This is a genomic window from Pseudomonas fragi (assembly GCF_025426255.1).
GTDB classification, from domain to species: Bacteria; Pseudomonadota; Gammaproteobacteria; order Pseudomonadales; family Pseudomonadaceae; genus Aquipseudomonas; species Aquipseudomonas kulmbachensis.
In genome coordinates this window covers 3,547,133-3,566,169 of record NZ_CP104861.1, presented here as the reverse complement: position 1 = coordinate 3,566,169, position 19,037 = coordinate 3,547,133, and the positions used below count along the sequence as shown (strand labels likewise).

The window sequence follows — 19,037 nt, the reverse complement described above, 5'->3', positions numbered from 1 at the left end:
TCCGATTATTTTTTTTATGGATGCAGCGAGTCACAGCACGGTGGCTCGGTGCCATAAAGCCTGGGGCTTAATGACACCGATAGGATGTCTTCAGCGATGCACAACGCCAGGTAGCACGCAGAGCATTTCGTAGAGCAGGTTGGCCCCCAGTAATGAGGTGTTGCCGGTGGTGTCGTAGGGCGGCGAGACTTCTACCAGATCGCAACCAACCAGATCGAGGCCCTGGCAGCCGCGAATGATTTCAATCCCCTGAATCGTGGTCAGGCCGCCGATTTCCGGCGTTCCGGTTCCGGGTGCCCAGGCCGGGTCAATACCGTCGATATCAAAGCTCAGGTATACCGGGCCATTGCCGACTTTCTCGCGCACTTCGGCCATCAAGGGGGCCAGCGATTTGTGCCAGCACTCTTCGGCCTGGACTACGCGGAAACCCTGGTTGCGGCTCCAGTTGAAATCTTCGGCGGTATAGCCTTGGGCGCGCAGGCCGATCTGAACCACGCGGTTGCAGTCCAGCAGGCCTTCCTCCACGGCGCGGCGGAAGGTGGTGCCATGGGCGATTTTCTCGCCGAACATATGGTCGTTCACATCGGCGTGGGCATCGATATGCACCAGCCCGACCTTGCCGTGCTTTTTATGAATGGCCCGCAGAATCGGCAGGGTGATGGTGTGATCGCCGCCCAGGGTCAGTGGGATCACATCGTGCTCGAGGATTTCGTCGTAGGATTCTTCGATGATCCGCACGGCATCCAGCAGATTGAAGGTGTTGATCGCCACATCGCCGATATCGGCCACTGACAGTGAATCGAACGGCGCGGCGCCGGTGGCCATGTTGTAGGGGCGGATCATCACCGACTCGGCGCGAATTTCGCGAGGGCCGAAGCGGGTGCCGGGGCGCAGCGAGGTGCCAATGTCCAGTGGCACCCCAATAAAAGCGGCATCCAGGCCTTTGGCCGATGGCAGGTGGGGCAAGCGCAGCATGGTGGCGATACCGGCGAAGCGCGGCATCTCATTGCCACCCAGTGGTTGATGAAGAATTTTGTCCACGGGAAAGGCCTCGTCGTTTGTTGTGGTTATGGCGGTCGATTCTGCGAAAGGCGCGCCGCGGGAAGAATCTCTGCGGGCAAATACTTAGTTCAGGTTTTTCTAAACTAATCATCCGGCGCAAGATAGACTTTGCCCCATGCCCTCAAAGCCAAACCATAAGATGCCCGGAACTCCCATGGCCAACGCTTTACCCGATCTGAAACTATTGCGAATCTTTGCCAGCGTGGTCAGGCATCAGGGTTTTGCTAATGCGCAACAGGCACTCAACCTATCGACCTCAGCCATCAGCACCTATATGAGCCAGCTCGAAGCCAATCTGGGCCTGGTGCTGTGTCATCGCGGGCGCGGCGGGTTCAGCCTGACCAGCAAGGGCGAGCTGTTTCATCAGGAAACCTTGCGTCTATTGGGCGAGCTTGAAGGGTTTGAGCAATACGCCGCAGCGCTCAAGGGCGAATTGCGCGGCACCCTGAACCTGGGGGTTATCGACTCCACGGTCAGCGATAAGGCCTTGCCCTTTGCCGAGGCAATCGGTGCTTACAGTCAAGAGCACCCGGCGGTACACCTGCATCTATCGGTGATGAGCCCGTATGAATTGCAGCTCGGGGTGCAGGACAACCGCCTGGATCTGGCCATCGGTGCGTTTTCGACGCGGATGAGCGGGCTGGTGTATCAGCCGCTGTATCGAGAACAACACTGGTTGTACTGCAGCACACGGCATCCCTTGTTCAGCGAACGACGTATTCCCGAACCGGTCATTACCCAGCAACGGATGGTCGGTCGCGGTTACTGGAGCCAGGCCGAGCTGGCGCGCCACGGCTTCAAGCACAGTGCGGCAACGGTCGACAGCATGGAGGCGCAACTGATTCTGGTGCTGTCCGGGGCTTACATTGGCTATTTGCCCGAGCATTACGCAGAACCGTGGGTGGAGAAGGGCGACTTGCGCGTGCTGCTGCCCGCGACTTTTGGCTATCAGGCACCGCTTTCAATGATCGTACGCCGTGGTCGCAGCCGTGAACCGCTGATTCAAACCTTCCGCGATCTGCTCAAAGCGCAGCTAAACCAATCTTGAACGAGAGCTTTATTCCCATGTCCCGAGCCCAATGCCCTCGCTGTTTGCGTCCGCAATCCCACTGCTTGTGCAAATTGATCCCACAACTGGACAGTCGCACCAAGGTGTTGCTGCTACAGCACCCGAGCGAGGTAAACCATGCGCTGAATACTGCGCGGCTGGCAGCCCTGGGGTTGATCAATGCCGAGTTGGTGGTGGGCGAAGTGTTTGTGGATCTGGACGTATTGCTCAACCCACCGGGGTATCAGGCGCGATTGCTGTTTCCGGGGGATGATGCGCAGTTAATACACTCGGGCGCAGCTTCGGATGATAGCTTGCCGCTGTTGCTGGTGGTGCCGGACGGTACGTGGCGCAAAGCGCGCAAATTGTTGCACCTCAACCCGTTGCTGGCGCAGTTGCCGCGGGTCACGTTACCCGAAGGTGCGGTATCGCGTTACCGGCTGCGCAAAGCGCCGGGGCCGGGTGCCCTGTCGACCCTGGAAGCGATTGTGCAGGCGCTCGAAATCCTTGAAGCGCCGACTTCGTTTGCGCCGCTGTTGCGTCCGTTTGAAGCGCTGATTGAAGGGCAAATCGAGGCAATGGGTGCGCAGACCTATCAGCGAAATCATCTGAGCACCCTGTAGCAGTTGCCGAAGGAACGAGGCTACGTCCGGCTGCGCAGCAGTCGTAAACCTGAGGACCAAATATGGCTGACACACCGAGGCGCCTGATTTTGCAACGGCTACGCAGCCGAACGCAGCCTCGTTCCTTTGGCAGCTGCTACAAGTTGTTATGTTTCAGTGCTTTTCGAGGGTTTTTTGACGCAGGATGTAAATGCTCACCAGCACCGCACTGGTCAACATAAAGCCCCGGGCCCAAGGCAGTGGCACCAGGTAGCAGGACACGCCAATGCTCAGCCACATCAAGCCAATGGCATAGACCTTGCCCTTGAGCGGAATGCCGTTGCCATCAAGATAGTCGCGGATCCATGGCCCGAGCCGAGGATGCTCGATCAGCCATTGATAAAAGCGCGGGGAACTGCGAGCAAAGCATGCTGCAGCCAATAGCAGAAAGGGGGTTGTGGGCAGTACCGGCAGGAAAATCCCGATCACCCCCAACGCTACGCTCAGCCAGCCGATGGCAAACAGAGCGTAGCGCAGCAACCGCGAACGGTTGCCCAAGGAGGGAGGTGTCACTTAATCAGTGGTGACGTGGCTTGAGGATCGCCGGCTTCTCGTCAGGTGCCTGGCACAGCAGGTACAGGGCGGTCAGCGCTTCAGGGATCTGCACGATCATGTCGTCCATCAGATTGGCATCCTTGGCGATGTCTTCGAACTCTGGCTGATCATCGAACAGGCCCGAACCCACCATGATCGGCAGCAGCATTTCGCTGACTTCTTCTTCGGCGGTTTCGAACCAGGCAGCTTCGCGCATAAATACGCCTTCCATGAAGCCGACACACCAGCCGCGCAAGTCGGAATCGTCCGGCTCGTCGCCCAGATCCAGATCACAAGGCAGCTCGAACTCTTCGTCGGACGCCAGTTGGCGAGCGATATGAGCCTTGAGCTGAATCAGCGTGCCTTCGATCTCGGCGCGCTGGGCGTCGTCCTGGTAATGAGGTGCCTCGGAGAAGATCGCATCGATCCACTCACGCTCAGGAACGTCTTCAGAGCAGATGGACAGGGCAGTCAGATAGCCGTGGGTGGCCACGTAGTCCAGCGCCTCGTCATGCAGCTCGTCGGCGTCGAGGAAGACTTGCAGGCGGGTTAGTTGCTCAGCGAAGGACATTAAAGTGCTACCTAGTAAATAAACGATAGTGAATTCTAGGCTTTCTTGAGCGCCCAAGCCAGTCGCAGGGCACATTTGGCCTCAGTTTCCGGTTATCGGTGTTGCAATTACACAGCCCGCAGCGGGGGAGTGCTCGGGTATACTGCCGCGTTTTGTGATGCCCTGTGGAAAATGCAGCGCGCCGGTGCCCTGTGCCCGAGCCTTTGAATGGCTTGCGGCCGTGCCGGATCGTGTTGGCGCAGGGGTGTTTCGGCGATTTCTGGAGTTTTTATGCTCGAACAGGCTCAACGCGTACTCAAAGACATCTTCGGCTACGACAGTTTCCGTGGCCGTCAGGGTGACATCATTGAGCGCGTGGCCAATGGTGGTGACGCCTTGGTGCTGATGCCCACCGGCGGCGGCAAATCCTTGTGCTTTCAGGTGCCTGCGCTGCTGCGTGATGGCCTGGCCGTGGTGGTGTCGCCGCTTATCGCCCTGATGGATGATCAGGTCGCGACTCTTGAAGAACTCGGGGTGGCGGCTGCAGCATTGAATTCGACCCTCAACGCCGAGCAACAGCGTGACCTGGCCAACCGCATCAAGCGCGGTGAAGTCAAAATGCTCTATCTGGCGCCCGAACGTCTGGTACAGCCGCGCATGATGGCGTTTTTGCAGAGCCTGGATATCGCTCTGTTTGCCATCGACGAAGCGCATTGCGTGTCGCAGTGGGGTCATGACTTCCGCCCCGAATATCTGCAATTGGGCCAACTGGCCGAAGTGTTCCCCAATGTGCCGCGTATCGCCCTGACGGCCACGGCGGACAAACGCACTCGCGAAGAAATCGTCACCCGCCTGCATTTGCAGAACGCGGAACGTTTTCTGTCGAGCTTTGACCGGCCCAATATTTTTTATCGCATCGTGCCAAAAGAGCAGCCGCGCAAGCAGTTGCTGGCGTTCCTCTCGGAGCGGCGCAGCGATGCAGGCATTGTGTACTGCCTGTCGCGTAAAAAAGTCGACGAAGTGGCGAAGTTCTTGTGTGATCAGGGCTTCCCGGCCTTGCCGTATCACGCCGGTTTACCGAGCGATACCCGTGCTGCCAACCAAAAGCGCTTCCTCAACGAGGAGGGGCTGATCATGGTAGCGACCATCGCTTTCGGCATGGGTATCGACAAATCCAACGTGCGCTTTGTCGCACACCTGGATTTGCCCAAGTCACTCGAGGCCTATTACCAGGAAACCGGTCGGGCAGGGCGTGACGGCCTGCCAGCTGATGCGTGGATGGCCTACGGTCTGCAAGACGTGGTGATGCTCAAGCAAATGCTGCAAAACTCCGAAGGCGATGAGCGACACAAGCGTCTTGAGCATCACAAGCTCGATGCGATGTTGTCTTTGTGCGAAGAAACCCGCTGCCGCCGTCAGACCTTGCTCGCATATTTCGACGAAGACATGCCGCAACCTTGCGGGCATTGCGACAACTGTGTCGATGGCGTGCAGACCTGGGACGCAACCGAGCCTGCGCGTCAGGCGCTGTCGGCGATTTATCGTACCGGCCAGCGTTATGGCACCGGGCACTTGATCGATGTGCTGCTGGGCCGAGAAAACGAAAAAATCCGCAGCGTGGGTCATCAGCACTTGTCGGTGTTTGGTGTCGGCAAAGACCGCAGCGAAGGTGATTGGCGCACGCTTTTCCGTCAGTTGGTGGCCCGTGGTCTGGCCGATATCGATATTGAAGGCTACGGTGGTTTGCGTTTGAGCGACAGCTGCCGGCCGTTGCTGCGCGGTGAAGTGACGCTGGAACTGCGCCGCGAGCTGAAGCCGCAAACCTCGGTCAAAAGCAGCTCTGCCAGCCCGGCCAGCCAACTGGTGCGCGGCGAAGAGCGCGAACAGTGGGAAGCCCTGCGTGCCTTGCGACGCAAGTTGGCTGAAGAACACGGCGTGCCGCCTTACGTCATCTTCCCCGACTCGACTTTGCTCGAGATGCTACGCAGCCAACCCAGCTCCTTGTCCGAGATGGCCACGGTCAGCGGTGTCGGTGCGCGTAAGTTGGAGCGTTACGGCGAGGCGTTCCTCGAAGTACTCGGCGGGCAGGCTGAAACCCCGAAAGTGGTGGCCGACATCCGCCACGAGTTGATCAGCCTGGCCCGCGCCGGCATGACCCCGCTGCAAATCAGCGGGCAATTGCAGTGCTCGGAAAAGAACGTTTACACCATGCTGGCCGAAGCCATCGGGCGTCAGGAGTTGTCGCTGGAGCAGGCGCTGGACTTGCCTGAAGAGCTGATGGAAGAAGTGCAGGATGCGTTCCTGGATGGCGAAGGGGAGCTGCCGAGCGTGGCCAGCATTGCCGAGCAATTCAAGGGTCGGGTGCCTGAAGGCGTGCTGTATTGCGTGCGTGCGGCGCTGCAATCGGAATTTGAAATCTAATGATTATGTAACGATTGATTGACTTGTAGCTATTGCCTATGAGCAGTCGTCATGCTTAGCTGACTAATAATTAGTTTCACTCTATTTTCAGTCTAATCATTGAGTTTTTTATGCCGTTAACCGATCAACACCGTTTTGGTATGCAATTGGCCCAAATGTCTCGTGGGTGGCGTGCCGAACTGGATCGTCGTCTTGCTGGCCTGGGCCTGTCCCAGGCACGCTGGTTGGTGCTATTGCATCTGGCCCGTTTTGACGAAGCGCCCACTCAGCGCGAACTGGCCCAGAGCGTTGGCGTTGAAGGTCCGACCCTGGCCCGTCTGCTCGACAGCCTTGAGGCTCAGGGCCTGGTGCAGCGCCACGCGGTAGTTGAGGATCGTCGTGCCAAGAAGATCGTCCTGAGTGATTCTGCCCGCCCGTTGATCGAGCAGATAGAAGCCATTGCCACGGCGTTGCGTCAGGAACTGTTTGTGGGCATTGATGAAGAAGAACAGCGCATCTGCCTGCGGGTTCACAAGCGCATTCTGGATAACCTGGAAAAAAACTGATCCCTGCACATTTTCCCTTGTGGGAGCGAGCCTGCTAGCGATGGCATCACTGCGGTCTCTTTGGAGGACCGCGCTGCCAGCATCGCGAGCAGGCTCGCTCCCACATTGGCGTGAACCGTCAGAACGTCTGCCCCAGGTTCAGATACAGCGCCTTTTGGTCATCATCGTTAAAGCCATAGCTGAAGTTGAGCGGGCCCAGCGGGGTGTCGAAGCCGATAAAGATACTCGCCGCATTGATATAGCCGCTGTCGAACTCGTTGTCGTTGTTCCAGGCGCGTCCGCGCTCCAGCGACGCCCCGGCATACAGCGGGAAATCAAACGGCAAGTACGAGCGCGGAGTCAGGCGACGGTAGTACACGGCGCGCATCAGGCTGATGTTTTGCCCGGAGATCGCGTCCTGCCTGAAGCCCGACAACTGCCGCGCCCCCCCCAGCAAATAGCTCGATGTGACAACGTTCGCCTGATCCAGAGTCCGCGCGTATCGCCCACCCAGAATCCAGGTGTTGGGTCCTGAACTCAGCGCCTTGTCCAGGTTGAATTCCCACTGACGATAGCGCTCATCCGAGCCAATTCCCGGTTCGAACTGGCGTACGCTCAGGTTGATATCTTCACCCGAGTGCGGGAAGTACACGTTATCCAACGAGTCGAACGAGTATTTGATGTCATAGAAGCCCTCATTGAAGCTGGCGCTCGGCAAGTCCTGATCGCCGATTCGCACATTGGCTTTGCCCCAAGCCTCGCCAACACCCAAACGGATCTCACCGCTGTTGCCGATTTGACGACCCACATTCAAACCAAAGCCGTAACGTTCCAGTCGATATTCTGCGACGGGATCGTTATCGAGGATGGACTCCACGTTCTGTGACTGGGCGTTGATATACGGAGCGACGAAGTACCGCGAGCCCGCATCCAGTGGTTGATAAAACTCGCTGTAGAGTTCTTGCTGGTCACCGATTTGGACCCGTGTCAGCCATTCGGCTCCTAAGGTGTTGATGCCGTTCATGCGGTAACTGGCGCCCAAATTGAACGCGCTATCACCGCGCAGATCGTCAGACAGGTTCAGCCCCAGCCGCAAGTAATCAGTGCCGCTGCGCTTGGCCCGAGCGCTGATCACCAAGGTATGATCCTGGCCTTTGCGCGCGACGCGGTATTGCACCTGATCGAAGTAATCGAGGCCGTACAGGGTGCCCATATCTCGCTGCAGGCGGCCCAGATCCAGTGGCTCGCCGATCGGTTGGCGAATGTAATAGCGGATTACCGAGTCGCCGATTTTCGAGTCGTTCTCAATTTTGATCGCGGTAATGACCGGCGTACGCTCTTCGCTGGTGCGGGCAGCTGCCAGGCTCGCATCAGGGTTTTGGCGCAGGCTGGCCAGGCGCTTTTCAAGAATCTGCGTGGCCCGGTAACCGGCGTTGATGATGTCTGCGGAGCGGCCAAAATCAGTGGCGCCATAACTGGCCAGCGCGGGCTGGATCAAGATGTCGTCCGGTTTTAGCGACGCAAGCTGCACCTCGGAGTTAGTGCGGGTCATCAGGGTGATGGACTGATTGAGGATGTCGAACACCGTGCTCAGCTCTTTGCGCCCGCGCAGCGGTGTACCGATGTCGACCACAATTACGATATCCACGCCCATTTCCCGGGCTACATCCACCGGGATATTGTCGACCATGCCGCCGTCGACCAGCAGTTGACCATTGATTTCAACCGGGGCGAACACCGCAGGGATCGACATGCTGGCGCGGATCACCTGGGGCAGATGGCCTTTGCGAAACACTACTTTTTCGCCGTTGACGATATCGGTGGCTACGGCGCGGAACGGGATCGGCAACTTGTCGAAATCGCGAATATCGCTGCTGTGGGCCAGCAGGCTTTCGAGCAGCAGTGACAGGTTCTGGCCCTGAATCACGCCCAATGGCAGGCCCAGGCTGCCATCGTCGCGAAAGCTGAGTTTTTGTTTGATCAGAAAGTCGCGGTCATCCTGCTTGCGTCGAAACGGTACGTCTTCGCGGTCTGGAGCGTCAGACAGGGCGTCTTTCCAGTCGATGCTCAAGGCGAGTTTTTCCAGTTCGTCGATCTTGTAGCCGGAGGCATACAGACCGCCGATTACCGCGCCCATGCTGGTGCCCGCGATGGCATCGATATGAATGCCCTGTTCTTCGAGGGCCTTGAGCACGCCGACGTGGGCCAGGCCACGGGCCGCCCCCCCGGACAACACCAGGCCGACTTTCGGCTTGCCCGCTTCGGCGGCAAACAGCATCAAGGGGCAAAGACACAGGAGTAAACAGCTCAGCAGGCGGCGCATCATGAATCTCTGGGCAAGCGATAAAGGCGGCTATTATAGCGGCGCCTTTCTCTTCAAGAGCCTTTGAAATCATGTCGCTCAATAAACCCGAAATTGTCATCACCTATTGCACCCAATGCCAGTGGCTGCTGCGTGCCGCATGGCTGGCCCAGGAGTTGCTCAGCACCTTTGCCGAAGACCTTGGCCGGGTTGCGCTGGAACCGGGCACCGGCGGGGTGTTTCGCATCACCTGCGACGGCGTGCAAATCTGGGAGCGCAAGGCCGATGGCGGCTTTCCCGAGGCCAAGGTGCTGAAGCAGCGGGTGCGTGATCAAATCGACCCGCAGCGCGACCTTGGGCATAACGACCGGGCTCAGTGAACGCCAGCGTCCACAGAGGTGTTGCGCGGTGTCGGGCCGCTGGCCATACGGCTTGATACCACGATAGCGACGATGATCAGCACTCCGCCCAGCAGCATGCGCAGCGTGGGTGTTTCGTGGAACAAGACCCACGCCAGTGTGATGCCATACACCGGCTCCAGGGCGAAAACCACGGCGGCGGTGCGTGCTTTGATCACCCCCAGGCTGGCGACGAACAGGCTGTGCGCCACACCGGTGCAGAGCACGCCGAGCAGGCCGATCCACAGCCAGTCCAGCGGGCTGACGTCGCTCAGCCCCGGGGCGGCAAAAGGCAGCAGGCATAATGCGACGACTGCGTTTTGCCACATGGCGGCCTGTACCGCAGGGACTCGGCCCGAGCTGGCGCGGTTGTTCAGCGACAACAGCGAGAACAGCAACCCCGAGGCCACCGACCACAGCAGCCCTTCGGTGGCCTGGCTGGCCAGATCAAAGCTTGGGGTGACGAGGATCAGTCCGACGCTGACCAGTACCACCAAAATGATTTCGTTGAGCCGAATGCGTTCGCGAAAAATCAACCCTTCCAGGATGACGGTAAACGCCGGGAAGCTGGCAAAGCCCAGGGTTGCAATCGCCACCCCGGCGATCTTGACCGAAACAAAAAAACTCACCCAATGCCCGGCCAGCAGCAAGCCGCTTAACAGCAAGCTGCGGGCATCGCGCAGGGTCAGCGGGTGCCAGCGGGTGCGTTTGGCCAGCGCGGCAAAGCACACCAGGGCCAGCACCGCGAAGGCGGCGCGGCCAAATACGATAATTGAGGCCGAAGCAGCTGCAAGCTTGCCGAATACGCCGGTCAGGCCAAACAGCAGGGCGCCGATATGCAGGGCGCCCAGGGCGGTACGCGGAGTCATTGCAATCCTTGAATCAATCCAGGCAAGGCGTGCAGTCTAAAGCGCGAGGCGCGGGGCTGTCTGTCGTCAAACTGGCGTCAGTTGTCGCCAGGCTCGCGGCGCAGCACTGACGGCGAGGCACCGAACTCACGGAGCATGGCGGCGGCAAACGCGCTTTGCGAACTGTAACCGACGCGGTTGGCGACTTCGCCAATCGGCAGGCTGCTCTGGCGTAACAAGGTCAAAGCGCTGCGCAAACGGCGTTGGCGGATGTAGTCCATTGGCGTTTGCCCGCACTCGCTGGCAAAGCGGCTGTGCAAGCGGGCGCAGGACAAACCAGCGATCTGCGCCAGATCCGCGACTTGCAGTGGGTAGGCGGCGTTCTGCTCGATATAGGCATCCAGAGCGGCGTAAGGCAGACGCTTGGGTTGCGCCCGTTCAGGAGCAAGGGTGTTCAAGCTGGCCAACAGCAAAATCGCGCCTTGGCGGGCAATCAGCGGATCGCTTACCGGGCTGCTGGCGAGCCAGCTTACCAATTGATGTTGACGGGGATCGAGAGGCAAGTGCCCGGCAGTGTCGAGCAGTTGGCGACTGGCATCGGCATGCTCGCCCAGCGACTGCCCGAGCCAGTCCTGCCCCGGAACATCGAGCACCAGGCAATGGCTGCCTTGGGTGCTGCCGCAAGTGTGATGGGCTCCGGCGGGCACGATGATCAAATGTTGCTGGTGCAACAGGCTGGCGCGCCCGTCTACTTCAAAGTCGAGCTTGCCGGACAGACTGATCACCACCTGCGCGTGCTCATGGCTATGAGCAATCACCTCGTGGCGGTAATGGCGCAGTGACAGGATCTGGTCCATGGCGATCTCTTTTTGTAGGATCAGTGCCGCCAAAACGCTGGAATGCACAGTACGAACACGGTAATGATCTCCAGTCGTCCAAGCAACATGCCCAGTGACAGAATCCACTTGGCTGCATCCGGCAGGCTGGCGAAGTTGCCGGACGGCCCAATGGTCTCGCCCAACCCCGGCCCCACACCAGAGACCGTACTGGCCGCGCCGGTGAGGGCGGTCATCCAGTCCAGCCCGAGCAGCGACAAGGCCAGGGCAATCACGCAAATGGTGATGGCGAAGAAGAACGAAAAGGTCAAAATCGAACGTACGATTTCTTCGTCGAGGCGGTGGCCGTTGTACTTCTGCTTGATCACTGCCCGCGGGTGGATCAGTTGGTTAAGGTTGGCCTTGAGCAGGATATAGGCGACTTGAAAGCGGAAAATCTTGATCCCGCCTGCGGTCGAACCCGAACAGCCGCCAATAAAGCCCAGATAGAAAAACAGCATCAGCGAGAAATTGCCCCACAGGCTGTAGTCGCCAAGGGCAAAACCCGTAGTTGTAACCACTGACGTTACGTTCAGGGCCACATGGCGAAAGGCATCCCACCAGGGCATGTTGGTGGTCCACCACAGCCAGGCGCTGAGCACCAGCCAGGTCACCAGCAGCAGGCCAAGCAAACCTTGTACTTGCTGGTCCTTGATCAGTGCCTTGCGATGGCCGCGCAAGGTTGCGACATAAAGAGTAAACGGCAGGCTGCCCATGATCATGACGGCGATGGCGACCCAGTGGACCGCCGGTTGTGACCACTTGGCCAGTGATTGGTCGGAGGTCGAGAAGCCGCCAGTGGAGATCGCCGACATCGCGTGGTTGATCGCATCAAACACACTCATGCCCGCCCACCAGAACGCCAGGCTGCCGAGGATGGTAATGCCGACGTACGTGGCGACAATCAGGCGGGCCACCATGTGCGAGCGCGGCATGACTTTTTCGGAGCGGTCAGAGGATTCGGTCTGAAACAGGCGCATGCCACCGATTCGCAGCAAGGGCAAGATCGCTACCGCCATCCCGATAAAGCCGATGCCGCCCAGCCAGTGCAGCATCGAGCGCCACATCAGAATGCCGGGGGACATGGTGTCCAGCCCGCTCAAAACCGTGGAGCCGGTGGCGGTAATGCCGGACATGCTTTCGAAAAACGAGTCGGTATAGCTGATGTGCTGCGTCAGCAAAAATGGCAGCGCGGCGAAGATACAGACGATGACCCAGCTGGACACTGTCAGCAGGTACATGTCGCGGGGCCGCAGGTGAACCTGCTCGGGGCGCCCGGGTATCACCAGCGCCAGGCCAGCAAGAAAGGTGATCAGGCTGGCCCACAGAAAGGACGGCAAGTCGCCCAAATGGTCGTAAATAACCAACGTCAGCATGGGCACGGCCATGCTGATCGCGAGCGTAATCAGGAAGATGCCGATGATAAAACCAATGATGCGTAAAGTCGGCAACGCCATGAAGTCAGCTCGGGGATGAAAGAGGGGCGCCATTCTACCTGTGGGCTGGGCTATGTAAACCGCCAAGCCTTCGGGAGATACCGTTAGAATAGCCGCACATTTTCTTCAGGAGGTGGCCAATGGAGGCTCTCGACGCTTTGCTCAACCGTGTTTCTGCCCCGCGCCTGCTCGACCCGGCGCCAACGGCTGAGCAACGTGAAGTACTTTTTGCGGCCGCCTTGCGTGCGCCGGACCACGGCCAGTTGCGCCCTTATCGGTTTTTGACGGTTGAAGGCAATGCGCGCAACCAATTGGGCGAAATCCTCGCCGAGGCGGTGCAGGCTCAGGGCGGCGAGGTGACTCAAGCCGCACTGGACAAGGCTCGCGCCATGCCTTTACGAGCCCCCTTGGTGGTCGTGGTGGTTGCCCGGTTGCAGGACCACTTCAAAGTGCCTAAATCCGAGCAACTGATTACTGCGGGTTGTGCGGCCCATGCCATTGAGTTGGCGGCTTATGCCCAAGGCATTGGTGCGGTATGGCGCACGGGTGAGCTGTCGTATGCGCCGCATGTGGCCAAAGGCCTTGGCTTGACCGAGGGTGAGGAAGTGGTGGCATTTTTGTACCTGGGCACGCCGCAGAACGAGTTACGAACCGCGCCTAAGGTCGATAGCGCCGAGTTTGTGACGGTCTGGTCGGTTAAATAACACCCTGTAGATACTCTGTTCCAGGTCAAGCCCCAGTGGGAGCGAGCCTGCTCGCGAATGATCTTCGCGAGCAGGCTCGCTCCCACGCTTGAAGTATATCTGTAGCCGCTGAGGAGCGAAGCGAGGCTGCGATCGAGGGCGAAGCCGTCGCAAGATGCGTCAGCAAAACCGCGTACTCGGGTTTTACGACTGCTGCGCAGCCGATCGCAGCCTCGCTTCGCTCCTCAGCGGCTACAGAACGTTACAGAGCTTTACAGATTGCCGTTCGGCTCCAGCGGCAACTCCAGAGTGGCAACAAACCCGCCATCCGGGTGATTGCTCAGCACCAGCCGCCCGCCATGGCGTTCTGCCGCACGGCGTGCAATTGCCAGTCCCAGCCCGTGCCCGGCCGCTGTCTGACCGGGAGCGCGGAAGAATGGTTCGCCCAATTGCGTCAGGTACTCCTCAGCAACTCCGGGCCCATGGTCGCGAACCTTGATGGTGATGTGCTCGCCTTCGCGGCCGGCGCTCAGCTCAATCGGCTGGCCGGGCGGGTTGAAGCGCTGCGCGTTGCGCAGCAGGTTATCCACTGCACGTTCGATCATCGTCGGCCAGCCGTTGAGGTTCAACCCCGGCTCGTCATGCAGGTGCACCGGCTGCTCGGGGGCCGCCATCGAAGCGTCTTTTTGCACCGCACTGAGCAGGGCATTCAGTTCGACGGGTTCCGCACTGGCCTGATCGGCATCAACCCTGGCCAGGGCCAGAATTTCGCTGATCAACGACTCCAGTCGGTCGCACTCGCGGGTCAGGCGCGGCCACAGCTTTTCACGCTCCTCGGGCCCGGCGCGTTCGGCCAGGGCCAAGGCGATGCGCAGCCGTGCCAGCGGCGAGCGCAGTTCGTGGGACACGTCGCGCAGCAATTGGCGCTGGCTGCTGATCAGGCTCTGCAGGCGGGCGCCCATGCGGTTGAAGTCGGTGGCCAGCACGCCAAACTCATCACGTCGTGAAGCCAGTCGCGCCAGGCTGTTCTGCTGATAGGTGGTTTGCCCCAGATCATCCACTGCCACGCGCAGGCGGCTCAGTGGGCGGGTGATCGACAGCGTAACCAGCAGGCTGAACAGCGTCAGTACCACCAGCGCAATGCCCAGCGCACTCAGTGGCCAGATCAGGCTTTGGCGATGCCAGGCATCCAGTTCCGGGTGTGGAATGCGATAAATCAGCAGATAGGTTTCAGCAGTTGTGGGGCTGGTGTATTCGACGGTCAGGCGGCGCCACGGCAGTTCCTCCTGGCCCGGATTCTGGCGGGCTTCCCAGGCAGCTGCGCGTCGGGGGAAGGTGCCGCGTACCACGGGGTCGCCACTTTCGTTCAGCACTTGCACATCGATGTGATAGCGACGTTTGCGTTTTTCGAGGAATTCTTGCGCCGCATCGGCGCCTTGGGTTTCGTAGCGCTCCGTCCATTGTTGCGCCAGATTGGCAATTGCGGGGTGACGGGAGAGGATCCAGGCGTCTTGATTGAGCATGTGCCCCAGCAGGATCGACAGCCCTGCGACCAAGGCAATCGCCAGCCAGAAGCTGGCAAGAATGCGCCAAAACAGTGATCGCACGGTAATTCCTCACGAGTCATGGATTAAAACGAGTAAAGCCCAACGGCCAAGGGCCGTTGGGCTTGATGTGCGCGTGGATTATTGCGCTTTTGGAGCTTGCTGTGCTTTCCAGTCTTTGAACTGCTTCCATTCAGCCTGACGCTCGGCGCGTTTCGTTTGCATCTCGTCGAAGCGTTTTTGCTGATCAGGCTTGAGCAAGGCACGGATATCGCTCTGGGTTTTATCGTGCTTGGCTTTCATCTCGTCTTTCAGCGCTTTCTGATCGGCAGCTGGCAGTTTTTCCAGGTACTTCTCGACCAGTTGCTTGCGATCATGCATTTGCTCGCCCATCAACTTGCCGATTTGCTGGCGCTGTTCGCGGCTCAGGTCCAGTTGGCTGTACGGGGCATCGCCGCGGCCGTGTTCACCACCGTGACGTGGGCCCATCGAGCCATCGCCACCAGGCATGGCCATTGCGACGGTTGGCAGTGCTGCAGCAAACATCAAAGCAATTAGAGTCTTGCGCATGGTGTATCTCCTTCGATTACGGTTCCGGTGAATCCGGATGCGCCCAGTTTAGGGAGATCAAGGTCAAGCGCTGTCAGCCATGCGTAAAGCTTTGGTAAAGAGGGTTTTGCAGCGGGTTTACATATACGTCCTCTGTGTGGGGACGTCCTGTAGCCGCTGCCGCTGGCTGCGCTGCGCTTTTCGAAGCCGGACCTATCGCAGCCCGCGGCAGCGGCTACATGGATAAATCAGGCGCTGTAAAAGTAACCGCGGCTGCGCAGCGCTACGATGCGCGGGCTGCCATCGGGGTGGGGGCCGATTTTTTTGCGCAGGTTGCTGACGTGCATGTCGAGGCTGCGATCGTACAGGGTCAGCTTGCGACCCAGGGCGATTTGCGCCAGTTCCTGCTTATCCAGCGGCTCACCCGGTTGGCGCAACAAGGCTTCGAGAATGCGGCTTTCAGAAACAGTCAGGGTAATGTCGTGCTGGTCGATGGTGGCCACGCCGCGCATCGGGCTGAAACACAGGTCGCCCAGCTCGATCTGGGTGGAGACGGCGGCCGGATGGCTGCGGCGCAGTACCGCGCGCAGGCGGGCGGTCAGCTCACGGGGGTCGCACGGTTTGGCCAGATAGTCATCGGCGCCCAGTTCCAGGCCCAGAATCCGGTCCAGCGGTTCGCCGCGGGCTGACAGCATCAACACCGGCAGGTCCGGGTGGTCGTTGCGTAGTTGCTTGAGCAGCTCAAGGCCGCTGCCGTCGGGAAGCATCACATCCAGCACCACGGCATCGGGGCTGGATTCGGTCAGCGCCTTGCGGGCACTCAGACCGTCGTGGCAAGCGCGAACCTGGAAGCCTTCCTGGCTCAACCAGCTGGCCAGCAGCTCACACAGCTCCTGGTCATCATCTATCAGTAACAGGTCGCTCATGACTTACTCGATTTAGCCGGTGCCGACGTTGTCTACGTCGACCACCGGTAAAGATACAGGTTACGGCAGGACTTGCTTGAACGGCTTGACGCTGACATTGGCATACACGCCAGCGGCAACGAAGGGGTCAGCCGCGGCCCAGGCCTGGGCGTCGATCAGGGACTCGAATTCGGCCACCACCAGGCTGCCGGTAAAGCCGGCAGCGCCCGGATCATTGCTGTCGATGGCCGGGTGCGGGCCAGCCAGCACGATGCGACCTGCCGCTTTAAGCTGTTGCAAACGCTCAAGGTGCGCGGGGCGGGCAGCCAGGCGAGCTTCGAGCGAGTTGGCGACGTCTGTTGCAATAATGGCGTAGAGCATGTCAGTCCTTGGTCTTGGGGGTGGTTGGGTCGGTGTCATGCAGATGACGCGACAGGTAGATACCTTGGGCGATCAGGAACAGCACGGTCATGCCCAGGCTACCAAACACTTTAAAGTCGACCCAGATGCTTTGATAGGTGAACGCAACGAACAGGTTGGCAGCGCCGCAGAACAGGAAAAACCCGATCCAGGCCAGGTTCAGGCGGGTCCATACAGCATCCGGCAGGCTCAGTGCGTGCCCCATCATGCGTTTGATCAGCAGTTTGTCGCCGATGAAATGACTACCGGCAAACGCCAGTGCGAACAGCCAGTTCACCACCGGTGCTTTCCACTTGAGGAAGGTTTCGCTGTGGAAAGCCAGGGTAAGGCTACCGAACAGCAGGCAGGCAACCAGGGTCAGCCATTGGCTTTTTTCGAGTTTGCGCTGCTTGAAAAACAGAATCCCGTAAACCACCAGCGAACTGGCGATCAACATTGCAGTAGCGCTGTAGATGCCCCCTACCGACAGGCTGTGCCCGCCGATTTCGACGATGCGTGGATCGGTTTTATAAACGATGAAAAACAGTAACAGCGGGATGAAGTCGATGAATTGTTTCACAGTGGCAGCCAGAAGCAGGATGTAGCGGCATAATAACAAACATCAATGACAGCGAAAGCGTCAGCTAGAGGTTATTAAATTCCCGTGGAAATTGACTTGCATTGCCATAGCACAGCTTCCGATGGCGCCCTGGCGCCTGCGGTACTGGTCGCGCGTGCGTTCGAGAAAGGTGTGCGAGTCCTGGCCCTGACCGATCACGATACACTTGAAGGCCTTGACGAAGCTCGCGCTGCGGCGCAGGCGTTGAACATGACGCTGATCAACGGCGTTGAATTGTCATGCACCTGGGGTGGGGCCACGATTCATGTGCTCGGCTATGGTTTTGATGTCAATGCTCCGGCGTTGGTCGAGGCGATTGCCAAACTTCATGATGGCCGCTGGCTGCGGGCTGAGGAGATCAGCCGCAAGCTGGCGCTCAAAGGCATGCCCGGTGCGCTTGAAGGCGCGCGAGCCATTCAGCAGGGCCTGGGTGACAGTGGAAACGCCCCGGCCCGGCCGCACTTTGCCGACTACCTGGTCGAGGCTGGCTACGTCAAGGACCGCGCCGAAGCGTTCCGCAAGTGGCTGGGTGCTGGCAAGTTGGGCGACGTCAAACTGCATTGGCCGACCCTTGAAGACACCGTCGCGACCCTGCGAGCAGCGGGCGCTTGGGTCAGCCTGGCGCACCCTTCGCACTATGATTTCACGCGTAGCAAGCGCCGACGGCTGATTGGCGACTATATTCAAGCTGGGGGTCACGCAATTGAAGTGGTCAACGGGCATCAGCCAGCCGAACAGGTTGGCAGCTTGGCGATCCTTGCGCGTGAGTTCGGTCTGCTGGTCAGTGCCGGCAGTGATTTTCATGGCCCAGGAGGTTGGTCCGAGATCGGCGAGTACCGTCCCATCCCGGAAGATCTACCGCCATTGTGGTGTCGATTCAAATATGAGCAACCCACAGCCAACGTCTGAACAGGTAAACACTGTGAGTCAATTTTTCCAGATTCATCCGGAAAACCCACAACCGCGCCTGATCAAACAGGCCGTTGACATCATCAAAAAGGGTGGGGTGGTGATTTATCCCACCGATTCGTCCTACGCCGTGGGTTGCCAGATGGGCGACAAGGGCGCGATCGAACGGATCAAGCGCTTGCGTAACCTGGACGACAAGCACAACTTTACCCTGATGTGCTGCGACCTTTCTCAGTTGGGGCTGTTTGCCAAGGTCGACACCGGCACCTTCCGTTTGCTCAAGGCGCACACGCCGGGGCCTTACACCTTTATTCTCAACGCCACCCGCGAAGTACCGCGCCTGCTGCTGCATCCCAAGCGCCGCACCATTGGTTTGCGGGTGCCGAGCCATCCGATTGCCTTGGCGCTGCTTGAAGAGTTGGGCGAGCCGCTGATGAGCGTCACCCTGATTCTGCCGGGCGAAAGCGAGCCGATGGAAGACCCGTACGAGATCCGCGACGCCCTGGAAAAACAGGTCGACCTGATCATCGATGGCGGTTTTGGCGGCAACAAGGCCTCCACCGTGATCAGTATGGTGGACAGTGGTGATCCCGAAATCGTGCGCGTGGGCTGTGGCGACCCTGAACCCTTTATGGTCGAGGCCTGATGTCTGACGTTCAAGCTCCTGAGGCGGTAGAGGCCCAGGCCGGTGCCCAGCAAGAACTGTCGCTCGCTATGGTCTATGGCCAGGCCGTCATCGAAATGCCGCAAGACCTGTACATCCCGCCGG

General features: G+C 59.3%; 20 protein-coding genes. 8 read left to right on the top strand and 12 right to left on the bottom strand.

What is annotated here, in order from left to right:
* Positions 1-90: 90 nt before the first annotated feature.
* Positions 91-1,041 carry an agmatinase gene (gene speB / locus N7D90_RS16570; RefSeq protein ID WP_261739022.1) on the bottom strand — a complete coding sequence of 317 codons (951 nt, stop codon included), beginning with the start codon at positions 1,039-1,041 and terminating at the stop codon, positions 91-93.
* Positions 1,042-1,216: 175 nt separating this feature from the next.
* Here speB and N7D90_RS16565 point away from each other — a divergent pair, with 175 nt between their 5' ends.
* Together N7D90_RS16565 and N7D90_RS16560 are read left to right on the top strand one after the other, a co-directional pair.
* A complete protein-coding gene (locus N7D90_RS16565; protein ID WP_261739021.1) occupies positions 1,217-2,110 on the top strand; it encodes a LysR family transcriptional regulator in 894 nt (297 codons plus the stop codon).
* 17 nt (positions 2,111-2,127) lie between these two features.
* The gene (locus tag N7D90_RS16560; RefSeq protein WP_261739020.1) at positions 2,128-2,733 is read left to right on the top strand and encodes a tRNA-uridine aminocarboxypropyltransferase; all 606 of its coding nucleotides are present in this window, start codon (positions 2,128-2,130) and stop codon (positions 2,731-2,733) included.
* A 153-nt stretch (positions 2,734-2,886) separates the two neighbouring features.
* Here the strand turns inward: N7D90_RS16560 and N7D90_RS16555 are convergent, their stop codons facing one another.
* Both N7D90_RS16555 and N7D90_RS16550 read right to left on the bottom strand, forming a co-directional pair.
* Positions 2,887-3,285 carry a YbaN family protein gene (locus N7D90_RS16555; RefSeq protein ID WP_261739019.1) on the bottom strand — a complete coding sequence of 133 codons (399 nt, stop codon included), beginning with the start codon at positions 3,283-3,285 and terminating at the stop codon, positions 2,887-2,889.
* Between the two features lie 4 nt (positions 3,286-3,289).
* Positions 3,290-3,877 carry a YecA family protein gene (locus N7D90_RS16550; protein ID WP_048360714.1) on the bottom strand — a complete coding sequence of 196 codons (588 nt, stop codon included), beginning with the start codon at positions 3,875-3,877 and terminating at the stop codon, positions 3,290-3,292.
* Positions 3,878-4,147: 270 nt separating this feature from the next.
* Here N7D90_RS16550 and recQ point away from each other — a divergent pair, with 270 nt between their 5' ends.
* Both recQ and N7D90_RS16540 read left to right on the top strand, forming a co-directional pair.
* The gene (recQ, locus tag N7D90_RS16545; protein ID WP_261739018.1) at positions 4,148-6,277 is read left to right on the top strand and encodes a DNA helicase RecQ; all 2,130 of its coding nucleotides are present in this window, start codon (positions 4,148-4,150) and stop codon (positions 6,275-6,277) included.
* Between the two features lie 110 nt (positions 6,278-6,387).
* Positions 6,388-6,822: a MarR family transcriptional regulator gene (locus N7D90_RS16540; RefSeq protein WP_261739017.1), complete on the top strand. Its 435-nt coding sequence runs from the start codon at positions 6,388-6,390 to the stop codon at positions 6,820-6,822.
* 118 nt (positions 6,823-6,940) lie between these two features.
* On the opposite strand, the gene N7D90_RS16535 is transcribed toward N7D90_RS16540, so the two are convergent.
* Complete coding sequence (locus N7D90_RS16535) at positions 6,941-9,124, bottom strand: patatin-like phospholipase family protein (RefSeq protein WP_261742465.1); 2,184 nt, start codon at positions 9,122-9,124, stop codon at positions 6,941-6,943.
* 71 nt (positions 9,125-9,195) lie between these two features.
* On the opposite strand from N7D90_RS16535, the gene N7D90_RS16530 reads away from it, so the two are divergent.
* The gene (locus tag N7D90_RS16530) at positions 9,196-9,483 is read left to right on the top strand and encodes a SelT/SelW/SelH family protein (RefSeq protein WP_261739016.1); all 288 of its coding nucleotides are present in this window, start codon (positions 9,196-9,198) and stop codon (positions 9,481-9,483) included.
* Here N7D90_RS16530 and N7D90_RS16525 read toward each other — a convergent pair.
* From N7D90_RS16525 to N7D90_RS16515, 3 genes are all read right to left on the bottom strand, one after another.
* Positions 9,477-10,370: a DMT family transporter gene (locus N7D90_RS16525; protein WP_261739015.1), complete on the bottom strand. Its 894-nt coding sequence runs from the start codon at positions 10,368-10,370 to the stop codon at positions 9,477-9,479. The two genes, N7D90_RS16530 and N7D90_RS16525, sit on opposite strands and share 7 nt — an antisense overlap.
* A gap of 77 nt (positions 10,371-10,447) precedes the next feature.
* Positions 10,448-11,206: a helix-turn-helix transcriptional regulator gene (locus N7D90_RS16520; protein WP_261739014.1), complete on the bottom strand. Its 759-nt coding sequence runs from the start codon at positions 11,204-11,206 to the stop codon at positions 10,448-10,450.
* Positions 11,207-11,226: 20 nt separating this feature from the next.
* Complete coding sequence (locus tag N7D90_RS16515) at positions 11,227-12,681, bottom strand: TrkH family potassium uptake protein (protein WP_261739013.1); 1,455 nt, start codon at positions 12,679-12,681, stop codon at positions 11,227-11,229.
* Between the two features lie 119 nt (positions 12,682-12,800).
* Between N7D90_RS16515 and N7D90_RS16510 the strand changes: the two genes are divergently transcribed.
* A complete protein-coding gene (locus N7D90_RS16510) occupies positions 12,801-13,364 on the top strand; it encodes an NAD(P)H nitroreductase (RefSeq protein ID WP_261739012.1) in 564 nt (187 codons plus the stop codon).
* A 251-nt stretch (positions 13,365-13,615) separates the two neighbouring features.
* Here N7D90_RS16510 and N7D90_RS16505 read toward each other — a convergent pair whose 3' ends face one another.
* From N7D90_RS16505 to N7D90_RS16485, 5 genes are all read right to left on the bottom strand, one after another.
* Positions 13,616-14,950: a sensor histidine kinase gene (locus N7D90_RS16505; protein ID WP_261739011.1), complete on the bottom strand. Its 1,335-nt coding sequence runs from the start codon at positions 14,948-14,950 to the stop codon at positions 13,616-13,618.
* A gap of 78 nt (positions 14,951-15,028) precedes the next feature.
* Complete coding sequence (locus N7D90_RS16500; protein ID WP_261739010.1) at positions 15,029-15,457, bottom strand: Spy/CpxP family protein refolding chaperone; 429 nt, start codon at positions 15,455-15,457, stop codon at positions 15,029-15,031.
* 227 nt (positions 15,458-15,684) lie between these two features.
* Entirely contained in the window at positions 15,685-16,362 is a 678-nt protein-coding gene (locus tag N7D90_RS16495) for a response regulator transcription factor (protein WP_261739009.1), read from the bottom strand.
* 60 nt (positions 16,363-16,422) lie between these two features.
* A complete protein-coding gene (locus N7D90_RS16490; RefSeq protein WP_261739008.1) occupies positions 16,423-16,722 on the bottom strand; it encodes a YciI family protein in 300 nt (99 codons plus the stop codon).
* A gap of 1 nt (position 16,723) precedes the next feature.
* Positions 16,724-17,320 (bottom strand): septation protein A, encoded by a 597-nt coding sequence (locus N7D90_RS16485; protein WP_261739007.1) that lies wholly within the window; start codon positions 17,318-17,320, stop codon positions 16,724-16,726.
* Positions 17,321-17,404: 84 nt separating this feature from the next.
* Between N7D90_RS16485 and N7D90_RS16480 the strand changes: the two genes are divergently transcribed.
* Both N7D90_RS16480 and N7D90_RS16475 read left to right on the top strand, forming a co-directional pair.
* Positions 17,405-18,268: a PHP domain-containing protein gene (locus tag N7D90_RS16480; RefSeq protein WP_261739006.1), complete on the top strand. Its 864-nt coding sequence runs from the start codon at positions 17,405-17,407 to the stop codon at positions 18,266-18,268.
* A gap of 13 nt (positions 18,269-18,281) precedes the next feature.
* Complete coding sequence (locus N7D90_RS16475; protein WP_261739005.1) at positions 18,282-18,914, top strand: L-threonylcarbamoyladenylate synthase; 633 nt, start codon at positions 18,282-18,284, stop codon at positions 18,912-18,914.
* Positions 18,915-19,037: the final 123 nt, after the last annotated feature.